Source organism: Amycolatopsis sp. NBC_01488, from assembly GCF_036227105.1.
In the GTDB taxonomy this organism is placed as follows: Bacteria; Actinomycetota; Actinomycetes; order Mycobacteriales; family Pseudonocardiaceae; genus Amycolatopsis.
On sequence record NZ_CP109434.1, the window covers coordinates 9348641 to 9367499 of the forward strand.

Genomic DNA, 18859 nt, shown 5'->3' on the forward strand with positions numbered 1-18859 from the left:
GCGTTTCAGACGCGGCTGTCGAAACGCTTCCGCCGGTCGTGTGGGTTCGCGCGGCGATCGGACTAGGCATTTATCACGCCGACTACCGTGGGGCATGACCTTTCCGGAAACCGCCGCGTGGCGGCACGAAGACGCCCGCACCGGTTTCGAAGTCGCCTGGTTCCGCCCCCGGGACGGCGGCTGGCTCGTCGAAGGGACCACCACGGCGGTCGAGGACGACGTGGCCTGGGCCGTGCGGTACTCGCTCACCGTCGATCCACAGTGGACACTGCGCTCGGCGCGGATCACCGGCACCGGGCCGTCCGGACCACGCGAGCTCGCCGTCGAGGCGGACGGGCGCGGGCACTGGCGGCTCGACGGCCACCCCGCCCCGGAGCTGGACGGCTGCCTCGACCTCGACCTCGAGTCGTCCGCCATGACGAACACCTTCCCGGTGCACCGGCTCGCGCTGCCGCCCGGCGGCCGCGCCGACGCTCCGGCCGCGTACGTCCGCGCGGCCGACCTGGGCGTCGACCGGCTGGAGCAGACCTACGAGCACCGGTCTCCGGGCCGCTACGGATACACGGCGCCGGTGTTCGGCTTCGCCTGCGCCCTCGAGTACGACGACTTCGGGCTGGTCACCCGCTACCCCGGCATCGCCGTCCGCCATCCCTTGACGCCGGGAACTCCTCGGGCGCAGAATTAATCGCATGACTAATTCTGCGCTCGAGGTCGCCGGCCTCCGGGTCCGGCGCGGGGGCCGGATCGTGGTGCGGGACGTGAGCTTCTCGGTGCCGCGCGGTGCCGTCACCGGGGTGCTCGGCCCGAGCGGCTGCGGCAAGACCACGCTGATGCGGGCGGTCGTCGGCGTGCAGATCGTCGAAGGCGGCAGCGTGACCGTACTGGGCCTGCCGGCCGGGAGCCCGCCGCTGCGGCGCCGGATCGGGTACGCCACGCAGAACCCGGCGATCTACGCCGACCTCACCGTCCGGGAAGCCCTGCGGTACTTCGCCGCAGTGCTGCGCGCGCCCGCGTCCGATGTGGACCGGGTCATCGCCGAAGTCGGCTTGGCCGACCACGCCGGGAAGCTCGTCGGATCGCTGTCGGGCGGGCAGCACAACCGCGCGAACCTCGCCGTCGCCCTGCTCGGCAAGCCGGAGCTGCTGGTGCTCGACGAACCGACCGTCGGGCTCGATCCGGTGCTGCGGGACGAGCTTTGGGCCCTCTTCCGCCGGCTCGCCGACAACGGCGCCACGCTGCTGGTGTCCAGCCACGTCATGGACGAAGCCGCGCGCTGCGACCGCCTCCTGCTCATGCGCGAAGGCACCCTCCTGGCCGACGACGCGCCCCTCGCCCTGCGCGAGCGCACCGGCGCCGCCGACCTCGAACAGGCCTTCCTCCACCTGGTGAGGGCCGCCTCGTGAACCCGACGCTGACGCTCGCCACCACGCGGCGCATCCTCACCCAACTGCGGCACGACCCGCGCACCGTCGTGATGCTGATCGTGGTGCCGACGCTGCTGATGGTCCTGCTTCGCTACGTCTTCAACTCGACGCTGGTCTTCAGTCACGTCGCGCCCGCGCTGCTGGGCGTGTTCCCGTTCCTGATCATGTTCCTCATCGCGTCGATCACGACGCTGCGGGAGCGGACCACGGCCACCCTCGAACGCCTGATGACGCTGCCCATCGGCCGGCTCGACCTGCTCTTCGGGTACGCGCTGGCGTTCGGCGCGATCGCCGTCGTCCAGGTCGCGCTCGCGGCGGGCGTCTCGCTGTGGTGGCTCGGCCTCGACCTCGCCGGGTCGGTGGTGATGCTGCTGGTGATCGCCGTCCTCGACGCGTTGCTGGGCATGGCGCTGGGGCTGTTCGTCAGCGCGTTCGCGCGCACCGAGTTCCAGGCGATCCAGTTCATGCCGGTGTTCGTGCTGCCGCAGATCCTGCTGTGCGGCCTGTTCGTGCCGCGCGCGGACATGGGCTGGCTGCTGCGGTGGCTCTCGGACGTCATGCCGCTGTCGTACGCGGTCGAGGCGCTGACCCGCGTCACCGCGTCCAGCACCATCGACGCGGTGATCCTGCGGAACCTCGTGGTCGTCGCGTGCTGCGCGCTGCTCGCGCTGATGCTCGGCGCGGCGACGCTGCGGCGCCGGACGCCGTGACTACCGTGGTGCCATGGCATCCGAAACGGACCGGCTCGCCGCCGAGCGCTATGTCGTCCTGACCACGTTCCGGCGCGACGGCCGGGCCGTGCCGACCCCGATCTGGGTGGCGGGCGACGCCGGCGAGCTCGTGTTCTGGTCGGAGCGCAAGGCCGGGAAGGTCAAGCGCATCCGCGCCAGTGGCCGCGTCGAGGTCCAGGCGTGCGACCTGCGCGGGAAGCAGACGCACGGCGCCGTCGTCACCGGCCAGGCCCGGCTGCTGGACCTGGCGGAGACCGAACGCGTCCGCACGGCGATCGCCCGCAAGTACGGCATCGTCGGGCGCGTCACGATGTTCTTCTCGAAGCTGCGCGGCCCGGCCGACCGGACGGTCGGGATCGCGGTCAAGCTGGACGGCTGAGGCCGCGGAACCCGCGACGCAGGTAGTTCGGCAGCGCGTTCGGGTGGTCGAGCGTCGAGATGTGCAGCCAGACGCGCCGGGTGCCCGGCAGCGTCCACGCGTCGGCGACGACGAGGGTGAGCGCGTAGCCGCCGAGCCCCTTGCCGACGAACTCCGGCAGCAGGCCGAACGTCGTGATCTCGACGTCGCCGCCGGGCTGCGGCGCGAAGTCGGCGGCGCCCGCGACCTCGCCGCGGTACTCGACGAGCCGGTACCGCCGCCCGGGTTCGGCGAACCAGCGTTCCCAATCTTCGTCGGAGCGGGACGCGCTCGGCCACCGGTGCGGCGTCCCGATCCGGACGTGCAGGTCGCGGACGACCGGCCCGGCCGCCGTGGCCTCGAGCGTGACGCCGTCGACGGCCGGCGCGGGGTTGAGCTGCTCGGCGGCGGTCATTTCGAGCCGAGTGACGATCTCCTCCACCCGCGGCAACCTACGGCGCCCGGCGGCCGCTGTCAGCCCCTTAACGGCGTCAACCGGCCGCTCGCATCGCGGCGGCCATGGCCGCCGAGTCGTGGTCCGGGCCGCAGCCGTCCACGATGACCAGGTCACCGGGGATGTGGTCGGCGCGCAGCCGCAGGATCTCGCGGTAGGCGGGCGAGTCGTACCACTCGTGCGCCGCGGCGAGGCTCGGGAACTCGATGACCACGAGCGCGCCCGGCCACTCCCCCTCCATCACGTGCACCGGCGAGCCGTGCACGAGGAACCTGCCGCCGTAGGGGTCGAGCGTCGCCTGGATGCGTTCCAGGTACCGGAAGACGTCCTCGGAGAGCACGGCGGGCGGGCGCAGGTGGGCGAGTCCGTAGGCGGTCATGGCGGTCCTTCCGTTGTCCTGGAAGGAATCCTGCCGCGCCGGGCGCGCGGCGTCGATTACGCCGGAGGTAACGGCCCGGCTCAGACCTTCGAGACCGCGGCGAGCGCCTCGGGCAGCGTGAACGCCCCGGCGTAGAGCGCCTTGCCGACGATCGAGCCCTCGACGCCGTCGGCGGCCAGGCCGGCCAGCGCGACGAGGTCGTCCACACTGGACACTCCGCCGGAGGCGATCACCGGCGCGTCGGTGCGGGCGACGACGTCGCGCAGCAGGTCGAGGTTCGGGCCGCGCAGGGTGCCGTCCTTGCTCACGTCCGTCACGACGTAGCGGGACGCGCCGTCGCGGTCCAGGCGCTCCAGGACCTCCCAGAGGTCGCCGCCGTCGGACGTCCAGCCGCGCGCCGAGAGCCGGTGGCCGGCGTCGGTGATCCGCACGTCGAGGCCGATCGCGACGCGGTCGCCGTACTCGCCGATCACGCGCGCGGTCCACTCCGGGTCCTCGAGCGCGGCGGTGCCGAGGTTGACGCGGCGGGCGCCGGTGGCCAGCGCGGCCGTCAGCGACGCGTCGTCGCGGATGCCGCCGGACAGCTCGACCTGCACGTCGAGCTTGCCGACGACCTCGGCGAGCAGCGCGCGGTTGCTGCCCTTGCCGAAGGCGGCGTCGAGGTCGACCAGGTGGATCCACTCGGCGCCGTCACGCTGCCAGGCGAACGCCGCCTCCAGCGGGCTGCCATAGGAGGTCTCGGTGCCGGCCTCGCCCTGGACGAGTCGCACGGCCTGGCCATCGGCCACATCAACGGCGGGAAGCAGCGTGAAAGTCACGCCGTAACTCTAGGGCGGAGACGCGCGTCACCCGGTCAGAGGGTCGCGAGCCAGTTCTTCAGGAGCCGCGCGCCCGCGTCACCGGACTTCTCCGGGTGGAACTGGGTGGCCCAGAGCGGCCCGTTCTCGACCGCGGCGACGAAGTCCTCGCCGTGGTTCGCCCAGGTGACCTTCGGTTCCTGGCCGGCCAGGCCGTCGAGCTCCCACTTGCGGGCGGCGTACGAGTGGACGAAGTAGAACCGCTCGTCCGGGTCGAGCCCGGCGAACAGCTGCGAGTCCGCCGGCGCGCGCACGGTGTTCCAGCCCATGTGCGGCAGGACGTCGGCGGTCAGCCGGTCGACGACGCCCGGCCACTCCCCCGTGCCCTCGGTCTCCTCGCCGTGCTCGACGCCGCGGGAGAAGAGGATCTGCATGCCGACGCAGATGCCGAGCACGGGACGGCCGCCGGCGAGGCGCTTGCCGATGATCCGGTGGCCCTTGACGTCCAGCAGGCCCGCCATGCAGGCGGAGTACGCGCCGACACCGGGCACGACCAGGCCGTCGGCCTCGATCGCGGCGTGCGGGTCGGCGGTGACCTCGACTTCGGCCCCGGCGCGCGCCACCGCGCGTTCGGCGGAGCGGAGGTTGCCGGAACCGTAGTCGAGGATCACCACACGAGACACGCCACCCAGCGTAGCCGGAGGGCTCAGCGGCGCTCGAACGAATAGACGTCCGTCACGGTGTTGCACGGCGCCGGCGGCACGACCTCGACGCGCAGCACGCCCGCGTCGTAGTCGACGCCCTCCGGCGTGAACGTGCCCGTGCAGGTGCTGACCAGCGGGACCTGGCTGATCTCGCGCACCTTGGCCGTGACGTCGTGGCCGGTCACGGGCCGCGGCAGGTCGATCTGCAGGAGCTGCAGGTTGGTCGGGTACAGGTCGTTGTACGGGTCGCTCGTCGCGCAGATCAGGCGCGTCGGGCTGACGAAGTCGCAGCCCTGGGCGCTGCGGATGTGGTGGTCGAGGTGGATGCGGGCGGCGACGGGGAGGTCGCCGGCGGTCTTCGGGCCGCGCGGGTTGAGGAACGGCGTCGGGGAGACGTAGAGGCGGTCGATCTCGCCGAGCGGGCCGGAGACCAGCCACTGGCCGTCGGGGGTGGCCGCGACCTGGGCGTTGGCGTTCGCGGCGGGCTCGTCGGCCTGCAGCGGGTGGACGAACTCCGTCGTCGTCCCGTCCGGCTTCGTGACCAGGTACATCTTCTTGGTCGGCGTCGGGGTGACGGTGTCCTGGTAGACGTCGAAGACGTAGCCGCGCAGCGAGTCCGGGTCGCCGACGTGGCCCCAGCCCTCGTCCTTGAGCGGCTGCGGGATGGTGGCGCCGTTGCGGTAGACGATCTCGGGCGCGTGGCCCGGCAGGCGCAGCGTGGTGAGGCCCTCGCCGCTCACCCGGTTCTCGGCGGTCGTGTGGCCGGTTTGCCGCCAGGAGGACTCGTGCGCCGTGGCGACGCCGGTGGCGGTGAGCAGGGTGGCGGTGGTGAGAGCGAGCAGACTGGCCGCGCGCATGTGCGCTCCTCGGGAGTAGAGGCCTTGGCGGCGGCGACGCGATTCTGCCATGGCGGGGTCACCGGCCGGAAGAATCTTGGTGAAGGACGTTTGACCGTCCCGGCGGCTGGGTATCAAGTCACCCGATCGTGTGGCCGATCTCCGCGCGACCGGACGCCAGGGAGGCGAAGATGGCCGAGGACGATCTGCTGTCCCAGATGCTGCACGCCTGGCGCGAAGACATCGAGAGCGTCCCGTTTCCGCAGTTCAACGAGCTGCTGATCCCCCGCCAGCAGGTCCGGCCGCGGTGCACGCCCAGCGCGTCTGCTGTCCGCGTGACGAACGCCACGCGGAAGACAGACGCCTGACTGTGGTTTCCTGCGGGGGCCGCATCGACGCGTCCCCCGGGAGTCCTCATGAGTCGTTCCCCTGATCCGCACGACTTCCTCGACCTCGACGCCGGGCTCGCCGAGGAGGAGCGCGCCATCCGCGACGCCGTCCGCGCGTACGCGAAGGACCACCTGCTGGACCGGGTAGCGGACTGGTACGAAACGGGCGCGCTGCCGGCCGCCGAGCTGGCCAAGGGCTTCGGTTCGCTGGGGCTGCTGGGGATGCACCTGGAGGGCTACGGCTGCGCCGGCACCAGCGCGGTCGCGTACGGCATCGCGTGCCGGGAACTCGAAGCCGTCGACTCGGGGCTGCGGAGCTTCGTGTCGGTGCAGGGTTCGCTGGCGATGTACGCGATCCACCGGTGGGGCAGCGAAGAGCAGCGGCAGGAGTGGCTGCCGCGGATGGCCACGGGCGACGCGCTGGGCTGCTTCGGCCTGACCGAGCCGGACGCGGGCAGCGACCCGGGCTCCATGCGGACGCGCGCGGTGCGGGACGGGTCCGACTGGGTCCTGTCGGGGACGAAGATGTGGATCACCAACGGAACGGTCGCCGACGTCGCGGTCGTCTGGGCCCAGACCGACGACGGGATCCGGGGCTTCGTCGTGCCGACGTCGACGCCGGGCTTCACGGCCAACGAGGTCAAGCACAAGCTGTCCCTGCGGGCGTCCCTGACGGCGGAGCTGGTCCTGGACGGCGTCCGGCTGCCTGATTCGGCGGCGTTCCCCGAGGTCCGGGGCTTGCGCGGGCCGTTGTCGTGCCTGAACGAAGCCCGCTACGGAATCTTGTTCGGCGTCGTCGGCGCGGCTCGGGCCTGTTACGAGGCGGCGCTGGAGTACACGCTGTCGCGGTCGCAGTTCGGCAAGCCGCTGGCCGGGTTCCAGCTGACCCAGCGCAAGCTGGCCGACCTGCTCGTCGAGGTCAACCGCGCGGGGCTGGTGGCGCTGCAGATCGGGCGGCTGAAGGACGCCGGGACGCTGCACCACAACCACGTGAGCTTCGGGAAGATGGCGAACGTGCGGTCGGCTTTGGACGCGGCCCGGTCGGCGCGCTCGATGCTGGGCGCGAACGGGATTTCGCTGGAGTACCCGGTGATGCGGCACATGGCGAACCTCGAGACGGTGCTGACGTACGAAGGCACGGAGGAGATGCACGCGCTGTCGCTGGGCCAGGCGGTGACGGGGCTGGCGGCGTTCCGCTGATCCGGTTTTGTCGGTGGTCGCCGGTAGCTTCGCCGTCGTGGACTTCTCTTCTTTGGACTTCTCTTCTTTCGAGACGGTGCTGGAGCTGCGGCGCTACACCCTGCACCCGGGACGGCGTGACGAGCTGATCACGCTGTTCGAGCGCGAGTTCGTCGAGCCTCAGGAAGCGGCCGGGGCGCACCTCTTCGGGCTGTTCCGGACGTCGGCGTCACCGGACGAGTTCGTGTGGCTGCGGGGTTTCCGGTCCTTCTCCGCACGGAAGGCGGCGCTTTCGGCGTTCTACTCCGGGCCGGCCTGGCGCCGCTTCCGGGACGCGGCGAACGCGACGATGGCGGACTCGGACAACGTGCTGGTGCTGCGTCCGGTCGTGGGCGGTCTGCCTTCTCCGCCACCGGGCTCCGGAATCTTCCTGACGGTCTCTTCGGTGGCGTCGCCCTCGGCGTTCGCGGTGTTCGAGACGGATCCTTCGCCGAACAACTTCCCGCAGCTGCCGGTGCGCACCGACGGCCCGTTCTCGGTGTCCTTCAGCCGGGAGGCTTCTCCGGGCGCCGAGTCCTTGGAGCCGACTTCGCGCTCACTACTCCGGTAACAGCAGCCCGGTGAGCCCGCGGGGATAGAGGATCTTGCCGCCGTCCCGGAAGTCGTGGACGTCGACCCACCGGGCGGTGGCGGGGTCGTCGAGGATCTTCATCTCGTCGTTGGCGTAGAAGCCGGGATCGACGAACTCGGCGCGGTGGAGGAAGGCGATTTCGTGGCCGGCCTGGCCACGCCAGGTGAAGACGTTCTCGAGCACGCCGAGCCGCTCGCCGACCTCGATCTCGGCGTCGAGTTCCTCGCGGAACTCGCGCTTGAGCGCTTCCTCGGCGTGTTCCCCGAACTCGATGCCGCCGCCGAGCGGCCGGTAGAAGACGTCGTCGCCGTCGCGCCCCTCGAAGACGAGCAAAGCGGTGCCGCGGCGGATGATGCCGAGCACGATCGGCCGGATGCTGGACCCCATGGGGGTGAGGCTACTGCCCGAGGAAGTCCCGGATCGCCAGCTTCACCGAGCCCGCGTCCAGCCCGTGTGCCAGGTCGTGGTCGGCGCTCGTGCCGTAGGTGCGGACTTCCGCGTCCCGCCGCACGCCCAGGGACTTCAGCCGGTGCGGCACGTCCGAAAGCGCCTCGGCGACCCAGTGCGCCGACGTCCCGGCGAGGTAGGGCTCCACGAGCACGACCTCGGGGGCGGCCGCGAGCACCGCCGACCGCAGGCCGGCCGCGTCGAACGGGCGGATCGTCGACGCGTACAGCACCGTCAGGTCCAGCCCGGCCGTCGCGCGCAGCACCCGGTCCAGGACCGGGCCCGCCGCCACCACCACGCCCGACGAGCCGGACCGCAGCCGCGTGAAGCCCACCCCCAAGTGCGGCGATGCGTTCGCCTGAGCCGAAAGCCGCAGGTACACCCGGCCGTCACCGGGGATGGACTCCAGCAGCAGGCGGCGGGCTTCGGCCGCGTGGCCCGGTACGTGGACCGTCCACCCCGGCAGCGAATCGATCAGCGCGACGTCGCCCGGCGACTGGTGGGTGCGCCCCGCAGTCGGCATGTCGTACGACGCTCCGTACGACACCAGTACCCCGCCCACGTCCTGGTGCGAGAAGTCCAGCTTGATCTGCTCGAACGCGCGCTCCACCAGGAACGACGGGAACGTGTGCACGATCGGGCGCAGGCCGGCCAGCGCCAGGCCCGCGCCCGTGCTGACCAGCAGCTGCTCGCGGATCCCCACGTTGATCACCCGGTCCGGGTGCCGCCGGGCGGCGCCGGCCAGCTGCGCCGCCGAGATGTCGGCCAGCACGACCGCCACGTCCGGGTCGGCGTCCAGGATCTCCTCGGTCGTCTTCAAGAACGTTTCCCGCATGGAAGTTCAGCCCTTCGGTTCGACGACGGCGACCACGGCCAGCGGCCGGCCGGGATGGGCGGCGGTCAAGGCCTCGTACAGCGCGTCGTGGTCGCGGCCGGACACCGTGCGCGTCTCCCAGCCCTCGACGTCGAACCGGCGCGCGATGCCGCCCGGCCAGCCGCGTGTCGACGACCGGTTGTCGAGCACCACCGTCGTCAGGTTGTCCAACCCGGACCGCGCCGCGACGACGATCGCCTCGTGGTTCGAGCCTTCGTCCAGCTCCGCGTCGCCGATCAGCGTCACGACCCTCGACGTCCGGCCGCGGGCGCGCAGGCCCAGCGCCGTGCCGAGCGCGATCGGCAGGCCGTGGCCGAGGGAGCCGCTCGAGATCTCGACGCCGGGGACCCGCCGCCGGTCGGGGTGGTGGCCGAGGCGCGACAGCGCGTTGGACCACGTCGGCAGCTCGGCTTCGTCGAGGAAGCCCTTCACGGTGAGCACGGCGTAGTACGCCATCGGACCGTGTCCCTTGGACAGCAGGAAACGATCACGGTCCGGCGAGCGGAAGTTCGACGGCGTGACGTCGAGCACGCGGTCGTAGAGCACCCACAGGACGTCCACAGTGGACTCCGCGGCGGCGTGGTGCTTGTCGTCGCCGGTCATCAGCGAGATCAGTCGCGGCAGCTCGGCGTAACCCGGTTCGGTCGCAGTGGTCATGCGCCGACGATGCAACCTCGACTAAACTCGAAGTCAAGGATAGCCTGAGCTGGTGACGAGGCTCGCTGAACATCTCAGCATCGGACAGGTGGCGGATCGCAGCGGGGTGCCGCACACGGCACTGCGGTTCTACGAGGAGAAGGGGCTGATCAGCTCGGAGCGTTCGGCGGGCAACCAGCGCCGCTACCCGCGTTCGGTGCTGCGGCGGATCGCGTTCATCCGCGCCGCGCAGCGGGTCGGGCTCTCCCTGGAGGACATCAGCACGGCGCTGGCGTCCCTGCCCGCCGACCACGCCCCGACGAAGGCCGACTGGGCCCGGCTGTCCCGCGACTGGCAGCACGAGCTCGACGCGCGGATCGACGCCCTGCAACGGCTTCGCGACCGGCTCACCGGCTGCGTCGGCTGCGGGTGCCTCTCACTGCGCAGCTGCGCGCTCTACAACAACGACGACGCGCTGGCGCGCTTCGGGCCGGGAGCGAGCAAACTGCGTCCGGCCGTCGAGGGCGGCATCTAAATCGGTTGCCCAGGGCGGGATCCTGAAGAGGAAATGAACGAGAAGGAAAACACCCGCATCTCCAAGCGGCTGTCGCTGCACCTGCGCCACGACCCCGCCGCCCTCGGTCTCACCCTCGCGCCCGGCGGCTGGGTCCCGATCGACGCGCTGCTGCGCGCGCTGTCGATCACCCGCGAGCAGCTCGACGAAGTCGTCGAGACGAACGCCAAGCGTCGCTTCGCCTTCGACGAGACCGGCACCCGCATCCGCGCGAGCCAGGGGCACAGCGTCGCGGTCGATCTCGGCCTCGCGGACGCGGCCCCGCCGGACGTTCTCTACCACGGCACGGTCGCGAAGTTCCTCGACGCGATCCTGCGCGAGGGCCTGCGCCCGATGAACCGCCACGCGGTCCACCTCTCCGCGACGATTGACACGGCCCGGACGGTCGGCGCTCGCCGCGGCAAGCCGGTGATCCTGCGCGTCGACGCCGCGGGGATGACGGCCGCGGGGCACGCGTTCCAGGTGAGCGCGAACGGCGTCTGGCTGACGGCTTCGGTGCCGCCGGAATACCTCTACCGCGTCGATTGAGGCAAAATTCGCGTACCCAGACGGTCGGCTCGCATACCCAGACAGCCGGCTCGCGTGATCAAAGACGGAACTCGCGTGATCAGAAACAGGTCTCGCGTGATCAGAGACGGATCTCGCGTGATTGAGCGCGGGACTCCCGTGATTGAGCGCGTGACTCGCGTGATTGAGCACGGGACTCCCGTGATTGGAGCGGCATCTCGTGTGATTGGAGCGGCATCGCGCGTGATTCACGGGGCATCGCGCGTGATTGGCGGGGCATCTCGTGTGATCAGGCGGTCGGCAGGGGGGGTGGGGAGCCGGCGGCGGGGGCGGCCCAGCAGGCGGCGGCCCACGTCCAGCAGTTCCGTGCGCAGTTCTTCGTCGCCCAGGCGGGCCAGGTCCGGGGAGCCGCCGGCCATCGCGATGCCCGTCAGGGTCACCATCGCGTTGACCCGGGCCGTCGGGGTCGGGTCCGGGCCGGACAGGATGCCGAGCAGCGCCTGGCCGAAGCCCTCCATGCCGCCGTGCGCCGACTTCTCGATCGCGCGGGCGATGCCCGGGTCGCTCGAGAACAGCGCCACCAGCGCGCGGTGCCGGATCACCAGGTCGACGAACCCCTCCAGCAGCAGGTCCACCTGCGCGCCGCGGCGCTTCTGCGCGGCCGCGCGCAGCACCAGCTCGTCCAGGTCGCGCACGCCGGGCTCGGCCACCGCCTCGGTGATCTCGGCCTTCGTCTTGAAGTGGTAGTAGACCGCGGCCTTGGTGATCCCCAGCGCGTCGGCGATCATCTGCAGCGACGTGCCCTCGACGCCGTGTTCGGTGAACAGCCGCAGCGCGGTCTGCAGCAGTCGGGTCCGGGTGTCCTCGGCCGGGCCGGCGGTCATTCTTCCTCCTCAGCGAGCCGTCGGAGCGTACGTCACGCCCTGTCGATCGGCAAACCGTCCGCTAGCCGATCGGCTGGGGCAAACCTTGCTGTTCGGCAAGTCACATACTTGCCTATCGGCTTGGAGGTCTCCTTGCCGATCGGCTAGCTTGGTCAGTAATCAGATGGAGTGAACCGACCCCGTTCGGGCGAAACGGAGCTGACTCGTGGCGACCTTCCTGTACCGGCTCGGCCGGCTGTCCTTCCGACGGCGGGCGCTGGTCGCCGCCGTCTGGGCGGCCGTCCTCGTGGCGCTCGGGCTGGGCGCCCTGACACTGTCCGGCCAGCTGTCGAACTCGGTGACCATCCCCGGCACCGAGTCGCAGCGGGCGGTCGACCAGCTGACCGCGAAGTTCCCGCAGGCCAACGCCGGTGGCGCCACGGCCCGCGTCGTCATCGAGGCCCCGGAGGGCACCTCGGTGACCGACGCCAAGGGCAAGGCCGCCGTCGAGGCGCTGGTCACGCAGCTGAAGACGGCCCCGAAGGTCTCCGCCGTCGTCGATCCGTTCCAGGCGCAGTCGATCTCGCCCGACAAGCGCGTCGCACTCGCCCAGGTCAGCTACGGAGCGAAGGCGTACGAGCTGACCGAAGCGGACCGCCAGGCGCTGCAGGCCCCCGCGGACGCGGCCCGCGCCGCCGGGTTCACCGTCGAGTTCGGCGGCGACGCGGTGCAGGGCGTCCCCGAGACCGGCGCCACCGAGGGCCTGGGTGTCGCGGTCGCCGCCGTCGTGCTGATCATCACGTTCGGCTCGCTGGTCGCCGCCGGGATCCCGCTGCTCACGGCGCTGATCGGCGTCGGCACCGGGATGGCGGGCATCTTCCTCGCCTCCGGGTTCCTGGAGCTGAACTCGAACACGCCGATCCTGGCGCTGATGATCGGGCTGGCCGTCGGCATCGACTACGCGCTGTTCATCGTGTCGCGCTACCGGCACGAGCTGAGCCTCGGCCGCGATCCCGAGGAGGCCGCCGGACGCGCGGTAGGCACCGCCGGCTCGGCCGTCGTGTTCGCCGGGCTGACCGTCATCATCGCGCTGGCCGGGCTGACCGTCGTCGGCATCCCGTTCCTCGGCCAGATGGGCGTCGCCGCGGCCGTGACCGTCGCGGTCGCCGTGCTCATCGCGCTGACGCTGCTGCCCGCGGTCCTCGGCTTCGCCGGGCACCGGGTGGCCGGCGGCCGGATCCGGCTGCGCCGCAAGCCGGTCGAAACGACGCACGGCGAGCGCTGGGCGCGGTTCGTCGCCCGCCACCGGATCCCGGTGCTGCTCGTCGCGCTGGCCGGGATGGCCGTCGTCGCGCTGCCCGCGCTGGGCATGCAGCTCGGCCTGCCCAACGACAGCACCGCGGCACCGGAGTCGACGCAGAAGAAGGCGTACGACATCGCGAGCCGCAGCTTCGGCGAGGGGTCCAACGGGCCGCTGCTGGTCGTCGTCGACGTCGGCGCGAGCACCAACCGCCAGGCCGCGCTGGGCCAGGCCGCGGCCGACATCCAGAAGCTGCCCGACGTCGCCGCCGTCACCCCGGCGCGGGTCAACCAGAACGGTGACACGGGGTTGCTCACGGTGATCCCGAAGAGCGGGCCGAGCAGCACCCAGACCGAGGACCTGGTCGCCGCGATCCGCGCCGAGTCCGGTGGCCTGGAGAACGCGACCGGCGCGAAGCTGGCCGTCACCGGGCAGACGGCGGCGAACATCGACGTCTCCGGGAAGCTGTCCGACGCGATGCTGCCCTACCTCGCGCTGATCGTCGGGCTGGCGTTCGTGCTGCTGATGCTGGTGTTCCGCTCGGTCGTGGTGCCGCTGAAGGCGACGATCGGCTTCCTCGGCTCGGTCGCGGCGACCTTCGGCGCGGTGGTCGCGGTGTTCCAGTGGGGCTGGCTGACCGACCTGCTCGGCGTCGAATCGACCGGGCCGATCATGAGCATGCTGCCGATCCTGCTCATCGGTGTCCTCTTCGGACTCGCGATGGACTACCAGGTGTTCCTGGTGACGCGGATGCGCGAGGAGCACGTCCACGGCGCGGAGCCGCAGGAGGCGATGGTCACCGGCTTCCGCCACGGCGCGCGGGTGGTCGTCGCGGCGGCGCTGATCATGATCAGCGTGTTCGCCGGGTTCGTCCTGGCGGAGTCGACGCTGATCCAGTCGATCGGCTTCGCGCTGGCGTTCGGCGTGCTGGTGGACGCGTTCGTGGTCCGGATGACGCTGGTGCCGGCGGTGATGTCCCTGCTCGGCCGCGGCGCCTGGTGGCTGCCGAAGTGGCTCGACCGCATCCTGCCGGACGTCGACGTCGAGGGCGAGAAGCTCACGAAGCACCTCGACGCCGCTCCCGATGACGACGAGCGCGAGCTGGTGGGCGCGAGCCGCTAGCCAAGGTCCGTGAATGTCGCCTTGGCGAGTCGACATTTGCGGTCGTACCGTAGATGTCATGGTCAACAACGAGCGCAAAGACGCAGGTCAGGATACTCGGCCGCCGGTGTTGGACTCGTATGGGCGACTGTCACGGGTGCCGGAGACGGGCGAGCTGGAGAAGATCGACACGCAGTGGGCCGACAACCGCAAGGTGATCGACCGGGTCGGCGCGTGTCTGGGTGAAGAGCTGTCGGACGGCCTGTCCGCGTGGAAGCGCTCGGTCCGGCGTCCGGGGTGGCAACGGCTGTTGGAGCGGGTGGAGTCGGGCGAGTCGGACGGGATCGTGGTCTGGCACACCGACCGCCTGTTCCGGCAGCCGCGTGACCTGGAAAAGCTGATCGAACTGGGCGAACGTGGGTTCAAGGTCTACTCCGCACACGGTGAGCGGGACTTGGCGGACCCGGACGACCGGTTCATCATGCGGATCGAGGTCGCGCACGCGGCGCGCTCGTCGGATGACACGTCGAGGCGGATCAAACGCCGCTTCGCCACGTTCCGGGAGCAGGGCCGTCCGACTGGCGGGCCGCGTACGTTCGGGTTCCCCGGCAAGGACCAGACGTGGAAGCCGGGTCACGGCCAGACCAAGGCTGATCAGCCGTTGGTCCCGGCTGACCTGGTCGCGCACGAGCGGCAGGCGATCCGGGACGCCGCCGCGGACATCCTGACCGGGGTGTCGATCAGGGAGATTGCCCGGCGGTGGAACGAGGCCGGGTTGCGCACGGCAGCCGGGCGGGAGTGGGTGCAGGTGACCGTGCGGGAGACGTTGAAGCGTTCGACATTGGGCGGGGTGATCGAGCACGAAGGTAAGCCGGTCGGCCGGTTGGCGGGTGAGCCGGTCTTGGATCAGCGGACGTATGAGCGGTTGCGGGCGTTGTTCGCCGGGCGCAAGCGCGGCCGGGTGGCCGGTGAGCGCTACATCGGGACCGGGATTCTGCGCTGCGGGGTGTGCAACACCAAGCTGTCCGCGCACGCGCAGGCCCCGCAGACCTATCCGGATGGGACGACGCGGGCGACGTACTTCTGTAACAAGGATCGGCGTGGGTGCGGGCGGGTGTATGCCGACGTGCGCAGCGTGGACCGGGAGTTGCGGATCTTCACGCTCAAGCGGTTGTCCGACTCGCGGCACGCGGCGGCTATCTCGGCGGCCCGCTCGCAGGTGGCCGAACGGCTCGCGGAGGTGAACGAGGAGATCGCGCGGTGTGAGTCCTTGCAGCGCGCGTTGTCGGAGCGGTTGGGGTCGCGTCAGATCACCTTGGACGCCTTCGACGCCGCGAACGAACCCCTCGCCGCCGACTTGGCCAAGCTCACGGCGGAACGCAAATCGTTGTCCGGCGGGAACCCGGAAGGGCCGACCGAGGCGCAGAGTGTGGAAACGCTGGACGCGCAGTGGACAGCGGGCGGCTACGCGGAGAAGCGCGCGATGCTGATCAGCGCGCTCGGCCGGGACCGGCTGGTGATCAAGCGGTACGAACAGAACGGCAAGCGCATGTTCGACAAGGACCGCGTCAAGCACATCGAAGCCGACGACGGGCGGCCGGACATCGAGGTGCAGGCCGGGTGACCCGTCCCGGGAGCCTCGACAACCGCAGACAGACCGTGAGGGGTGTTCCCCGGCGCAGAGCCGGAGAACGCCCCTCACACTTGTGGTCAGCCCCGGCTATGCGGCGCGGGGCGGTTCGGCGGCCGGGTCGTCGGCGGGGTGGTGGTGTTTGTCGATCCGGCGGAGCACGGTCGCGACGGTGGCGATCTGGTCCTCGGTCATGGGTGGCATGGCGGCGCAGAGCAGCCCCCAGTACTCCCAGGAGTCGTCCGCGCCGGACGGCCCGGTGAACGCGTGGGCGTCGACGTTGAGGGCGGCGGCCAGAGTGGTCAGGGTGGCGGTGTCGGGTGTGTCGGCTCCTTGTTCGTACGCGGTGAGGGTGTCGGCGGATATCCCGACCCGGGCGGCCAGGGCTACCCGGGTGTAGCCGTACAGGTCCCGGTAAGCGCGTAGCCGTCCGGGCGAGAACACTCCGTCAGTCGTCTGCGGCGGCTGCTGGGGGGCGGTGGGATCGGGCAGGGCAGTGAGGTGGCGGCGGGCACGCGGCGCAGGGTGCGAACGGTGTGGGCGCGGTTGTGGCCGGGGTGACATCGCGGCGGCTCCTCTCGTCTGGCTTCGGCGGGCAAGGGCGCGGGCATGGGGCGTCTGGCGGCTCCTTTCGATCGGTGGCTGGGCGGTTCAGGCGGCGCGGCGGTGCGCGGTGGGTCGAGGAAGGTCGATCAGGCGGTATCGGGTGCGGGTGCCGGCCAGTAGCCACACCGCGTCTGCGGGGCCGGTCGTGGCGAGGTCTTCGGCGGCGGCGCTGGCGACGGTGAGCCCGCCGAGCGTGGCCGGGTTGGCAGAGGCCAGCCGGTGGAAGTTGTTCTGCCGTTTCACGCCCGGCAGTACGAACAGAATCGGGTGAGCAACGTCCGCCGAAGCCAATTCTCGATATCCATCGAGTTTACTCAGAACGGTTTCCAGTTTTTCTGTTCCCGTGTCGTATTCGATAAATAAGCCAGTTGCTCGGTCGCCGTCGACCCATTTCCCGTATCCGTCGGGGCGTACGATCCGGGCACACGCTTCGGTAATGGATTGCTCGTTCCACCATTCTGCCAAGTTGCATCTATTATTCTTGCGGGCATGTTCTGTGAGCGTGACAAAGAATTCGTTGACGCCGAGAAGGTGATTCAGTCGGGGGTTCTGGGCGAGCTTGAGCACTTTTTCACGTGTTTTCGCGGCGGTCGGCAGGGTATCGCCGTGCGCGGCGGCGTGGATCATCGCGCCGAGCGTGCCGAGGGTGTAGCGCCAGGACTGCGAGCCGGGCCGCACGCAGGTCCGGAAGCGGGCGAGTATCCCGCGGTCGGTGAGTCGGACCAGTCGTTTGCGGGCGGTGTTGTCGTGGCCGTAGAAGAGGCGGGCGATCTGGTCGGTGGTGAGCGCCTTGTGGTCGGCCAGCAGCGCGATCAGTTCCCGGTCCCGGGTGGTCAGTGTCCGGCCGGCGGCGATCGCGTCAGCGACGCTGCCCCGCAGGGCATGACCACCGGAATGGGTGGCTATATAAGCCAGTCGGGGTTGCGACATCGGTCCTCCATGCGCGGTGCGACCTGCGGTTTAGCAGGGCTTGGGGTGTCCCGTTCACTACCCCGCTCTTAAGTGGGGTAGTGAACGGGGTAATGAGTGGGGTAGTGAACGGGGCCGTGAATCACCCGGCCTTGTCCACATCCGACGACTCGACCAAGCGATGGTCGAGAGCCGGAGCGGGGCGTACCTTGTCGGAGCCGGGCGCGGCGGCCAGGCGCCGCCGCTTGGTGGTGTTGGCGCGGCGCGCGACGCTCAACCCGGTGCGTGCCCGTGCAGCGGCCCGCAACTTCTCGGCCCGGCCCGGTATCGCCGGGGGCAGCGGTTCGGTGGCGAGAGTGAAGGGTGGCGCGTCGTGTCCGTGGTGGACGATCCGCGCGACGACCTCGAACGCGCCCCGGCGACACAGATCTTGCTCAGTGAAATAGGGTGCCACATGCCGGACAAGTTTGGAAGCGTCGTCCGGTGACACGGTGAACAGGATTTTGTTGCGGGCGTTCGCATTCACCGCGTCCCGCACCTCCGCGGGCAGCTGTGCCAAATGCTGGTGCGCCAGCACCAGCGAAATGCGGTAGCCGCGTGCTTCGGCCAAGGTGTCGTCCACGCCGATCGGCAGGTGTAGGAAATTGTGGCATTCATCGACGACAATCGTTGCGTCCCGCCGCGCGTCCGGCGGCAATGCCGAGCGCTGAATGGCGTGCGACCACAACCCGGACAGCAGTAGCGATCCGACGAGTTGGGCGGTGTTCTCGCCGATTTCTCCTTTCGCCAGCCGGGCGACGATGATTCCGCCGTCCAGCACGTCGGTGAGGTTGATCGTGGATCGCGCGGCGCCGAGCAGGTCTCGGGCGAACCGTCGCGAGAGCACCCCGCGCAGCCGAGAGAGGATCGGCCCGCACAACTGGGCGCGCTGCCCCACGCCGAGTTGGTCGAAGCCGTCCCAGAATCCGTCCAGCCCGTCGGGTTCGCCGTGTTCGGCGAGCAGGATGCGGCGGAACTCCGGTCGCGTGAGGATCGGGATCACGTCGGCCAGGGTGGAGCCCGGCCGCCGGGCCAGGGTCAGGCAGGCCGCGCGCATCACGTCGTCCATGCGTGGCCCCCACCAGGCGGCATACAGCCGCCGGAAGACACCGACGACGTTCTCAGCCGCCCATTCCCGCCCGGCCGCCGCCGTCCGCGCCCCCGGCGCGGGAGCGAGCACGTTCCAGGCCGGGGGCGCCTCGGATTCGGCCGGGTCCAGGATGATCAGCCGGTCCCCGCAGCGGGCCGGGAGCCGGTCGAGCACGTGGCGGGCGAGGTCGCCTTGGCAGTCCAGCAGGGCTACGCCGCGTCCCGCTTCGGCTTCGCCCAGGACGTGGTTGGCCAGCCAGGTGGATTTGCCCGAGCCGGTCACGCCTTGCACGTGGACGTGATGACGGGCGTCGGCGACGTCCACGCCGATTTCCCTGCCGGTGTTGTCCCAGTTGGACACGC

General features: G+C 70.7%; 23 protein-coding genes. 11 read left to right on the plus strand and 12 right to left on the minus strand.

Annotation, left to right across the window (positions count from 1 at the left end; genetic code table 11):
- The first annotated feature begins 94 nt into the window (after positions 1 to 94).
- The 4 genes from OG738_RS43860 to OG738_RS43875 are packed head-to-tail and all read left to right on the plus strand — an operon-like array spanning position 95 to position 2534.
- Positions 95 to 685 (plus strand): putative glycolipid-binding domain-containing protein, encoded by a 591-nt coding sequence (locus tag OG738_RS43860; protein WP_329049953.1) that lies wholly within the window; start codon positions 95 to 97, stop codon positions 683 to 685.
- 4 nt (positions 686 to 689) lie between these two features.
- Positions 690 to 1403: an ABC transporter ATP-binding protein gene (locus tag OG738_RS43865; protein ID WP_329049955.1), complete on the plus strand. Its 714-nt coding sequence runs from the start codon at positions 690 to 692 to the stop codon at positions 1401 to 1403.
- Complete coding sequence (locus OG738_RS43870; protein ID WP_329049957.1) at positions 1400 to 2134, plus strand: ABC transporter permease; 735 nt, start codon at positions 1400 to 1402, stop codon at positions 2132 to 2134. Before OG738_RS43865 ends, OG738_RS43870 begins: the two co-directional genes overlap by 4 nt.
- 13 nt (positions 2135 to 2147) lie before the next feature.
- Positions 2148 to 2534, plus strand: a complete 387-nt coding sequence (locus OG738_RS43875; RefSeq protein WP_329049958.1) for a PPOX class F420-dependent oxidoreductase — start codon at positions 2148 to 2150, stop codon at positions 2532 to 2534.
- Here the strand turns inward: OG738_RS43875 and OG738_RS43880 are convergent.
- The 5 genes from OG738_RS43880 to OG738_RS43900 all read right to left on the minus strand — a co-directional run bounded on the left by OG738_RS43880 (position 2518) and on the right by OG738_RS43900 (position 5743).
- Entirely contained in the window at positions 2518 to 2994 is a 477-nt protein-coding gene (locus tag OG738_RS43880; RefSeq protein WP_329049960.1) for a GNAT family N-acetyltransferase, read from the minus strand. The two genes, OG738_RS43875 and OG738_RS43880, sit on opposite strands and share 17 nt — an antisense overlap.
- A gap of 49 nt (positions 2995 to 3043) precedes the next feature.
- Positions 3044 to 3385, minus strand: a complete 342-nt coding sequence (locus OG738_RS43885; protein ID WP_329049961.1) for a DUF1330 domain-containing protein — start codon at positions 3383 to 3385, stop codon at positions 3044 to 3046.
- Positions 3386 to 3465: 80 nt separating this feature from the next.
- Entirely contained in the window at positions 3466 to 4203 is a 738-nt protein-coding gene (gene priA / locus OG738_RS43890) for a bifunctional 1-(5-phosphoribosyl)-5-((5-phosphoribosylamino)methylideneamino)imidazole-4-carboxamide isomerase/phosphoribosylanthranilate isomerase PriA (RefSeq protein ID WP_329049962.1), read from the minus strand.
- Between the two features lie 35 nt (positions 4204 to 4238).
- Positions 4239 to 4856 (minus strand): imidazole glycerol phosphate synthase subunit HisH, encoded by a 618-nt coding sequence (hisH, locus tag OG738_RS43895; protein WP_329057063.1) that lies wholly within the window; start codon positions 4854 to 4856, stop codon positions 4239 to 4241.
- A 32-nt stretch (positions 4857 to 4888) separates the two neighbouring features.
- Complete coding sequence (locus OG738_RS43900) at positions 4889 to 5743, minus strand: hypothetical protein (RefSeq protein ID WP_329049964.1); 855 nt, start codon at positions 5741 to 5743, stop codon at positions 4889 to 4891.
- A 170-nt stretch (positions 5744 to 5913) separates the two neighbouring features.
- Between OG738_RS43900 and OG738_RS43905 the strand changes: the two genes are divergently transcribed.
- From OG738_RS43905 to OG738_RS43915, 3 genes are read left to right on the plus strand one after another with little or no spacing between them, the layout of a single operon-like run.
- Positions 5914 to 6090, plus strand: a complete 177-nt coding sequence (locus OG738_RS43905; RefSeq protein ID WP_329049965.1) for a hypothetical protein — start codon at positions 5914 to 5916, stop codon at positions 6088 to 6090.
- Between the two features lie 48 nt (positions 6091 to 6138).
- Positions 6139 to 7311: an acyl-CoA dehydrogenase family protein gene (locus OG738_RS43910; protein ID WP_329049966.1), complete on the plus strand. Its 1173-nt coding sequence runs from the start codon at positions 6139 to 6141 to the stop codon at positions 7309 to 7311.
- Between the two features lie 13 nt (positions 7312 to 7324).
- A complete protein-coding gene (locus OG738_RS43915; RefSeq protein WP_329049967.1) occupies positions 7325 to 7900 on the plus strand; it encodes an NIPSNAP family protein in 576 nt (191 codons plus the stop codon).
- On the opposite strand, the gene OG738_RS43920 is transcribed toward OG738_RS43915, so the two are convergent.
- Genes OG738_RS43920 through OG738_RS43930 form a run of 3 tightly spaced genes read right to left on the minus strand, consistent with a single transcriptional unit; the run spans position 7889 to position 9899 of the window.
- On the minus strand, positions 7889 to 8308 hold the full coding sequence (locus tag OG738_RS43920; protein WP_329049968.1) for an NUDIX hydrolase: 420 nt from the start codon (positions 8306 to 8308) through the stop codon (positions 7889 to 7891). The two genes, OG738_RS43915 and OG738_RS43920, sit on opposite strands and share 12 nt — an antisense overlap.
- A gap of 10 nt (positions 8309 to 8318) precedes the next feature.
- Complete coding sequence (locus OG738_RS43925) at positions 8319 to 9203, minus strand: transketolase family protein (RefSeq protein ID WP_329049969.1); 885 nt, start codon at positions 9201 to 9203, stop codon at positions 8319 to 8321.
- Positions 9204 to 9209: 6 nt separating this feature from the next.
- Positions 9210 to 9899, minus strand: a complete 690-nt coding sequence (locus tag OG738_RS43930) for a thiamine pyrophosphate-dependent enzyme (RefSeq protein WP_329049970.1) — start codon at positions 9897 to 9899, stop codon at positions 9210 to 9212.
- Positions 9900 to 9951: 52 nt separating this feature from the next.
- Between OG738_RS43930 and soxR the strand changes: the two genes are divergently transcribed.
- Together soxR and OG738_RS43940 are read left to right on the plus strand one after the other, a co-directional pair.
- Positions 9952 to 10413, plus strand: a complete 462-nt coding sequence (gene soxR / locus OG738_RS43935; RefSeq protein ID WP_329049971.1) for a redox-sensitive transcriptional activator SoxR — start codon at positions 9952 to 9954, stop codon at positions 10411 to 10413.
- A gap of 33 nt (positions 10414 to 10446) precedes the next feature.
- Positions 10447 to 10980 carry an RNA 2'-phosphotransferase gene (locus OG738_RS43940; protein WP_329049973.1) on the plus strand — a complete coding sequence of 178 codons (534 nt, stop codon included), beginning with the start codon at positions 10447 to 10449 and terminating at the stop codon, positions 10978 to 10980.
- 227 nt (positions 10981 to 11207) lie between these two features.
- Here OG738_RS43940 and OG738_RS43945 read toward each other — a convergent pair whose 3' ends face one another.
- A complete protein-coding gene (locus OG738_RS43945; RefSeq protein WP_329049974.1) occupies positions 11208 to 11843 on the minus strand; it encodes a TetR/AcrR family transcriptional regulator in 636 nt (211 codons plus the stop codon).
- A gap of 205 nt (positions 11844 to 12048) precedes the next feature.
- On the opposite strand from OG738_RS43945, the gene OG738_RS43950 reads away from it, so the two are divergent.
- Both OG738_RS43950 and OG738_RS43955 read left to right on the plus strand, forming a co-directional pair.
- A complete protein-coding gene (locus OG738_RS43950) occupies positions 12049 to 14244 on the plus strand; it encodes an MMPL family transporter (RefSeq protein WP_329049976.1) in 2196 nt (731 codons plus the stop codon).
- 136 nt (positions 14245 to 14380) lie between these two features.
- Positions 14381 to 15847, plus strand: a complete 1467-nt coding sequence (locus OG738_RS43955; protein ID WP_329049978.1) for a recombinase family protein — start codon at positions 14381 to 14383, stop codon at positions 15845 to 15847.
- A 96-nt stretch (positions 15848 to 15943) separates the two neighbouring features.
- Here the strand turns inward: OG738_RS43955 and OG738_RS43960 are convergent, their stop codons facing one another.
- From OG738_RS43960 to OG738_RS43970, 3 genes are all read right to left on the minus strand, one after another.
- A complete protein-coding gene (locus OG738_RS43960; protein ID WP_329049979.1) occupies positions 15944 to 16297 on the minus strand; it encodes a helix-turn-helix domain-containing protein in 354 nt (117 codons plus the stop codon).
- Between the two features lie 207 nt (positions 16298 to 16504).
- Positions 16505 to 17389, minus strand: coding sequence for a replication-relaxation family protein (locus OG738_RS43965; protein WP_329049982.1), 885 nt, complete (start codon positions 17387 to 17389; stop codon positions 16505 to 16507).
- A 121-nt stretch (positions 17390 to 17510) separates the two neighbouring features.
- Positions 17511 to 18857 carry a type IV secretory system conjugative DNA transfer family protein gene (locus OG738_RS43970; protein ID WP_329049983.1) on the minus strand — a complete coding sequence of 449 codons (1347 nt, stop codon included), beginning with the start codon at positions 18855 to 18857 and terminating at the stop codon, positions 17511 to 17513.
- Positions 18858 to 18859: the final 2 nt, after the last annotated feature.

Bases quoted from the DNA above. Each gene is read 5' to 3' on its own strand.
- OG738_RS43860 (WP_329049953.1), top strand. From the start codon at position 95: ATGACCTTTCCGGAAACCGCCGCGTGGCGGCACGAAGACGCCCGCACC.
- OG738_RS43885 (WP_329049961.1), bottom strand. From the start codon at position 3,385: ATGACCGCCTACGGACTCGCCCACCTGCGCCCGCCCGCCGTGCTCTCC.
- OG738_RS43920 (WP_329049968.1), bottom strand. From the start codon at position 8,308: ATGGGGTCCAGCATCCGGCCGATCGTGCTCGGCATCATCCGCCGCGGC.
- OG738_RS43965 (WP_329049982.1), bottom strand. From the start codon at position 17,389: ATGTCGCAACCCCGACTGGCTTATATAGCCACCCATTCCGGTGGTCAT.
- OG738_RS43910 (WP_329049966.1), top strand. From the start codon at position 6,139: ATGAGTCGTTCCCCTGATCCGCACGACTTCCTCGACCTCGACGCCGGG.
- OG738_RS43925 (WP_329049969.1), bottom strand. From the start codon at position 9,203: ATGCGGGAAACGTTCTTGAAGACGACCGAGGAGATCCTGGACGCCGAC.
- OG738_RS43900 (WP_329049964.1), bottom strand. From the start codon at position 5,743: ATGCGCGCGGCCAGTCTGCTCGCTCTCACCACCGCCACCCTGCTCACC.
- OG738_RS43940 (WP_329049973.1), top strand. From the start codon at position 10,447: ATGAACGAGAAGGAAAACACCCGCATCTCCAAGCGGCTGTCGCTGCAC.
- OG738_RS43865 (WP_329049955.1), top strand. From the start codon at position 690: ATGACTAATTCTGCGCTCGAGGTCGCCGGCCTCCGGGTCCGGCGCGGG.
- OG738_RS43875 (WP_329049958.1), top strand. From the start codon at position 2,148: ATGGCATCCGAAACGGACCGGCTCGCCGCCGAGCGCTATGTCGTCCTG.
- OG738_RS43905 (WP_329049965.1), top strand. From the start codon at position 5,914: ATGGCCGAGGACGATCTGCTGTCCCAGATGCTGCACGCCTGGCGCGAA.
- OG738_RS43945 (WP_329049974.1), bottom strand. From the start codon at position 11,843: ATGACCGCCGGCCCGGCCGAGGACACCCGGACCCGACTGCTGCAGACC.
- OG738_RS43930 (WP_329049970.1), bottom strand. From the start codon at position 9,899: ATGACCACTGCGACCGAACCGGGTTACGCCGAGCTGCCGCGACTGATC.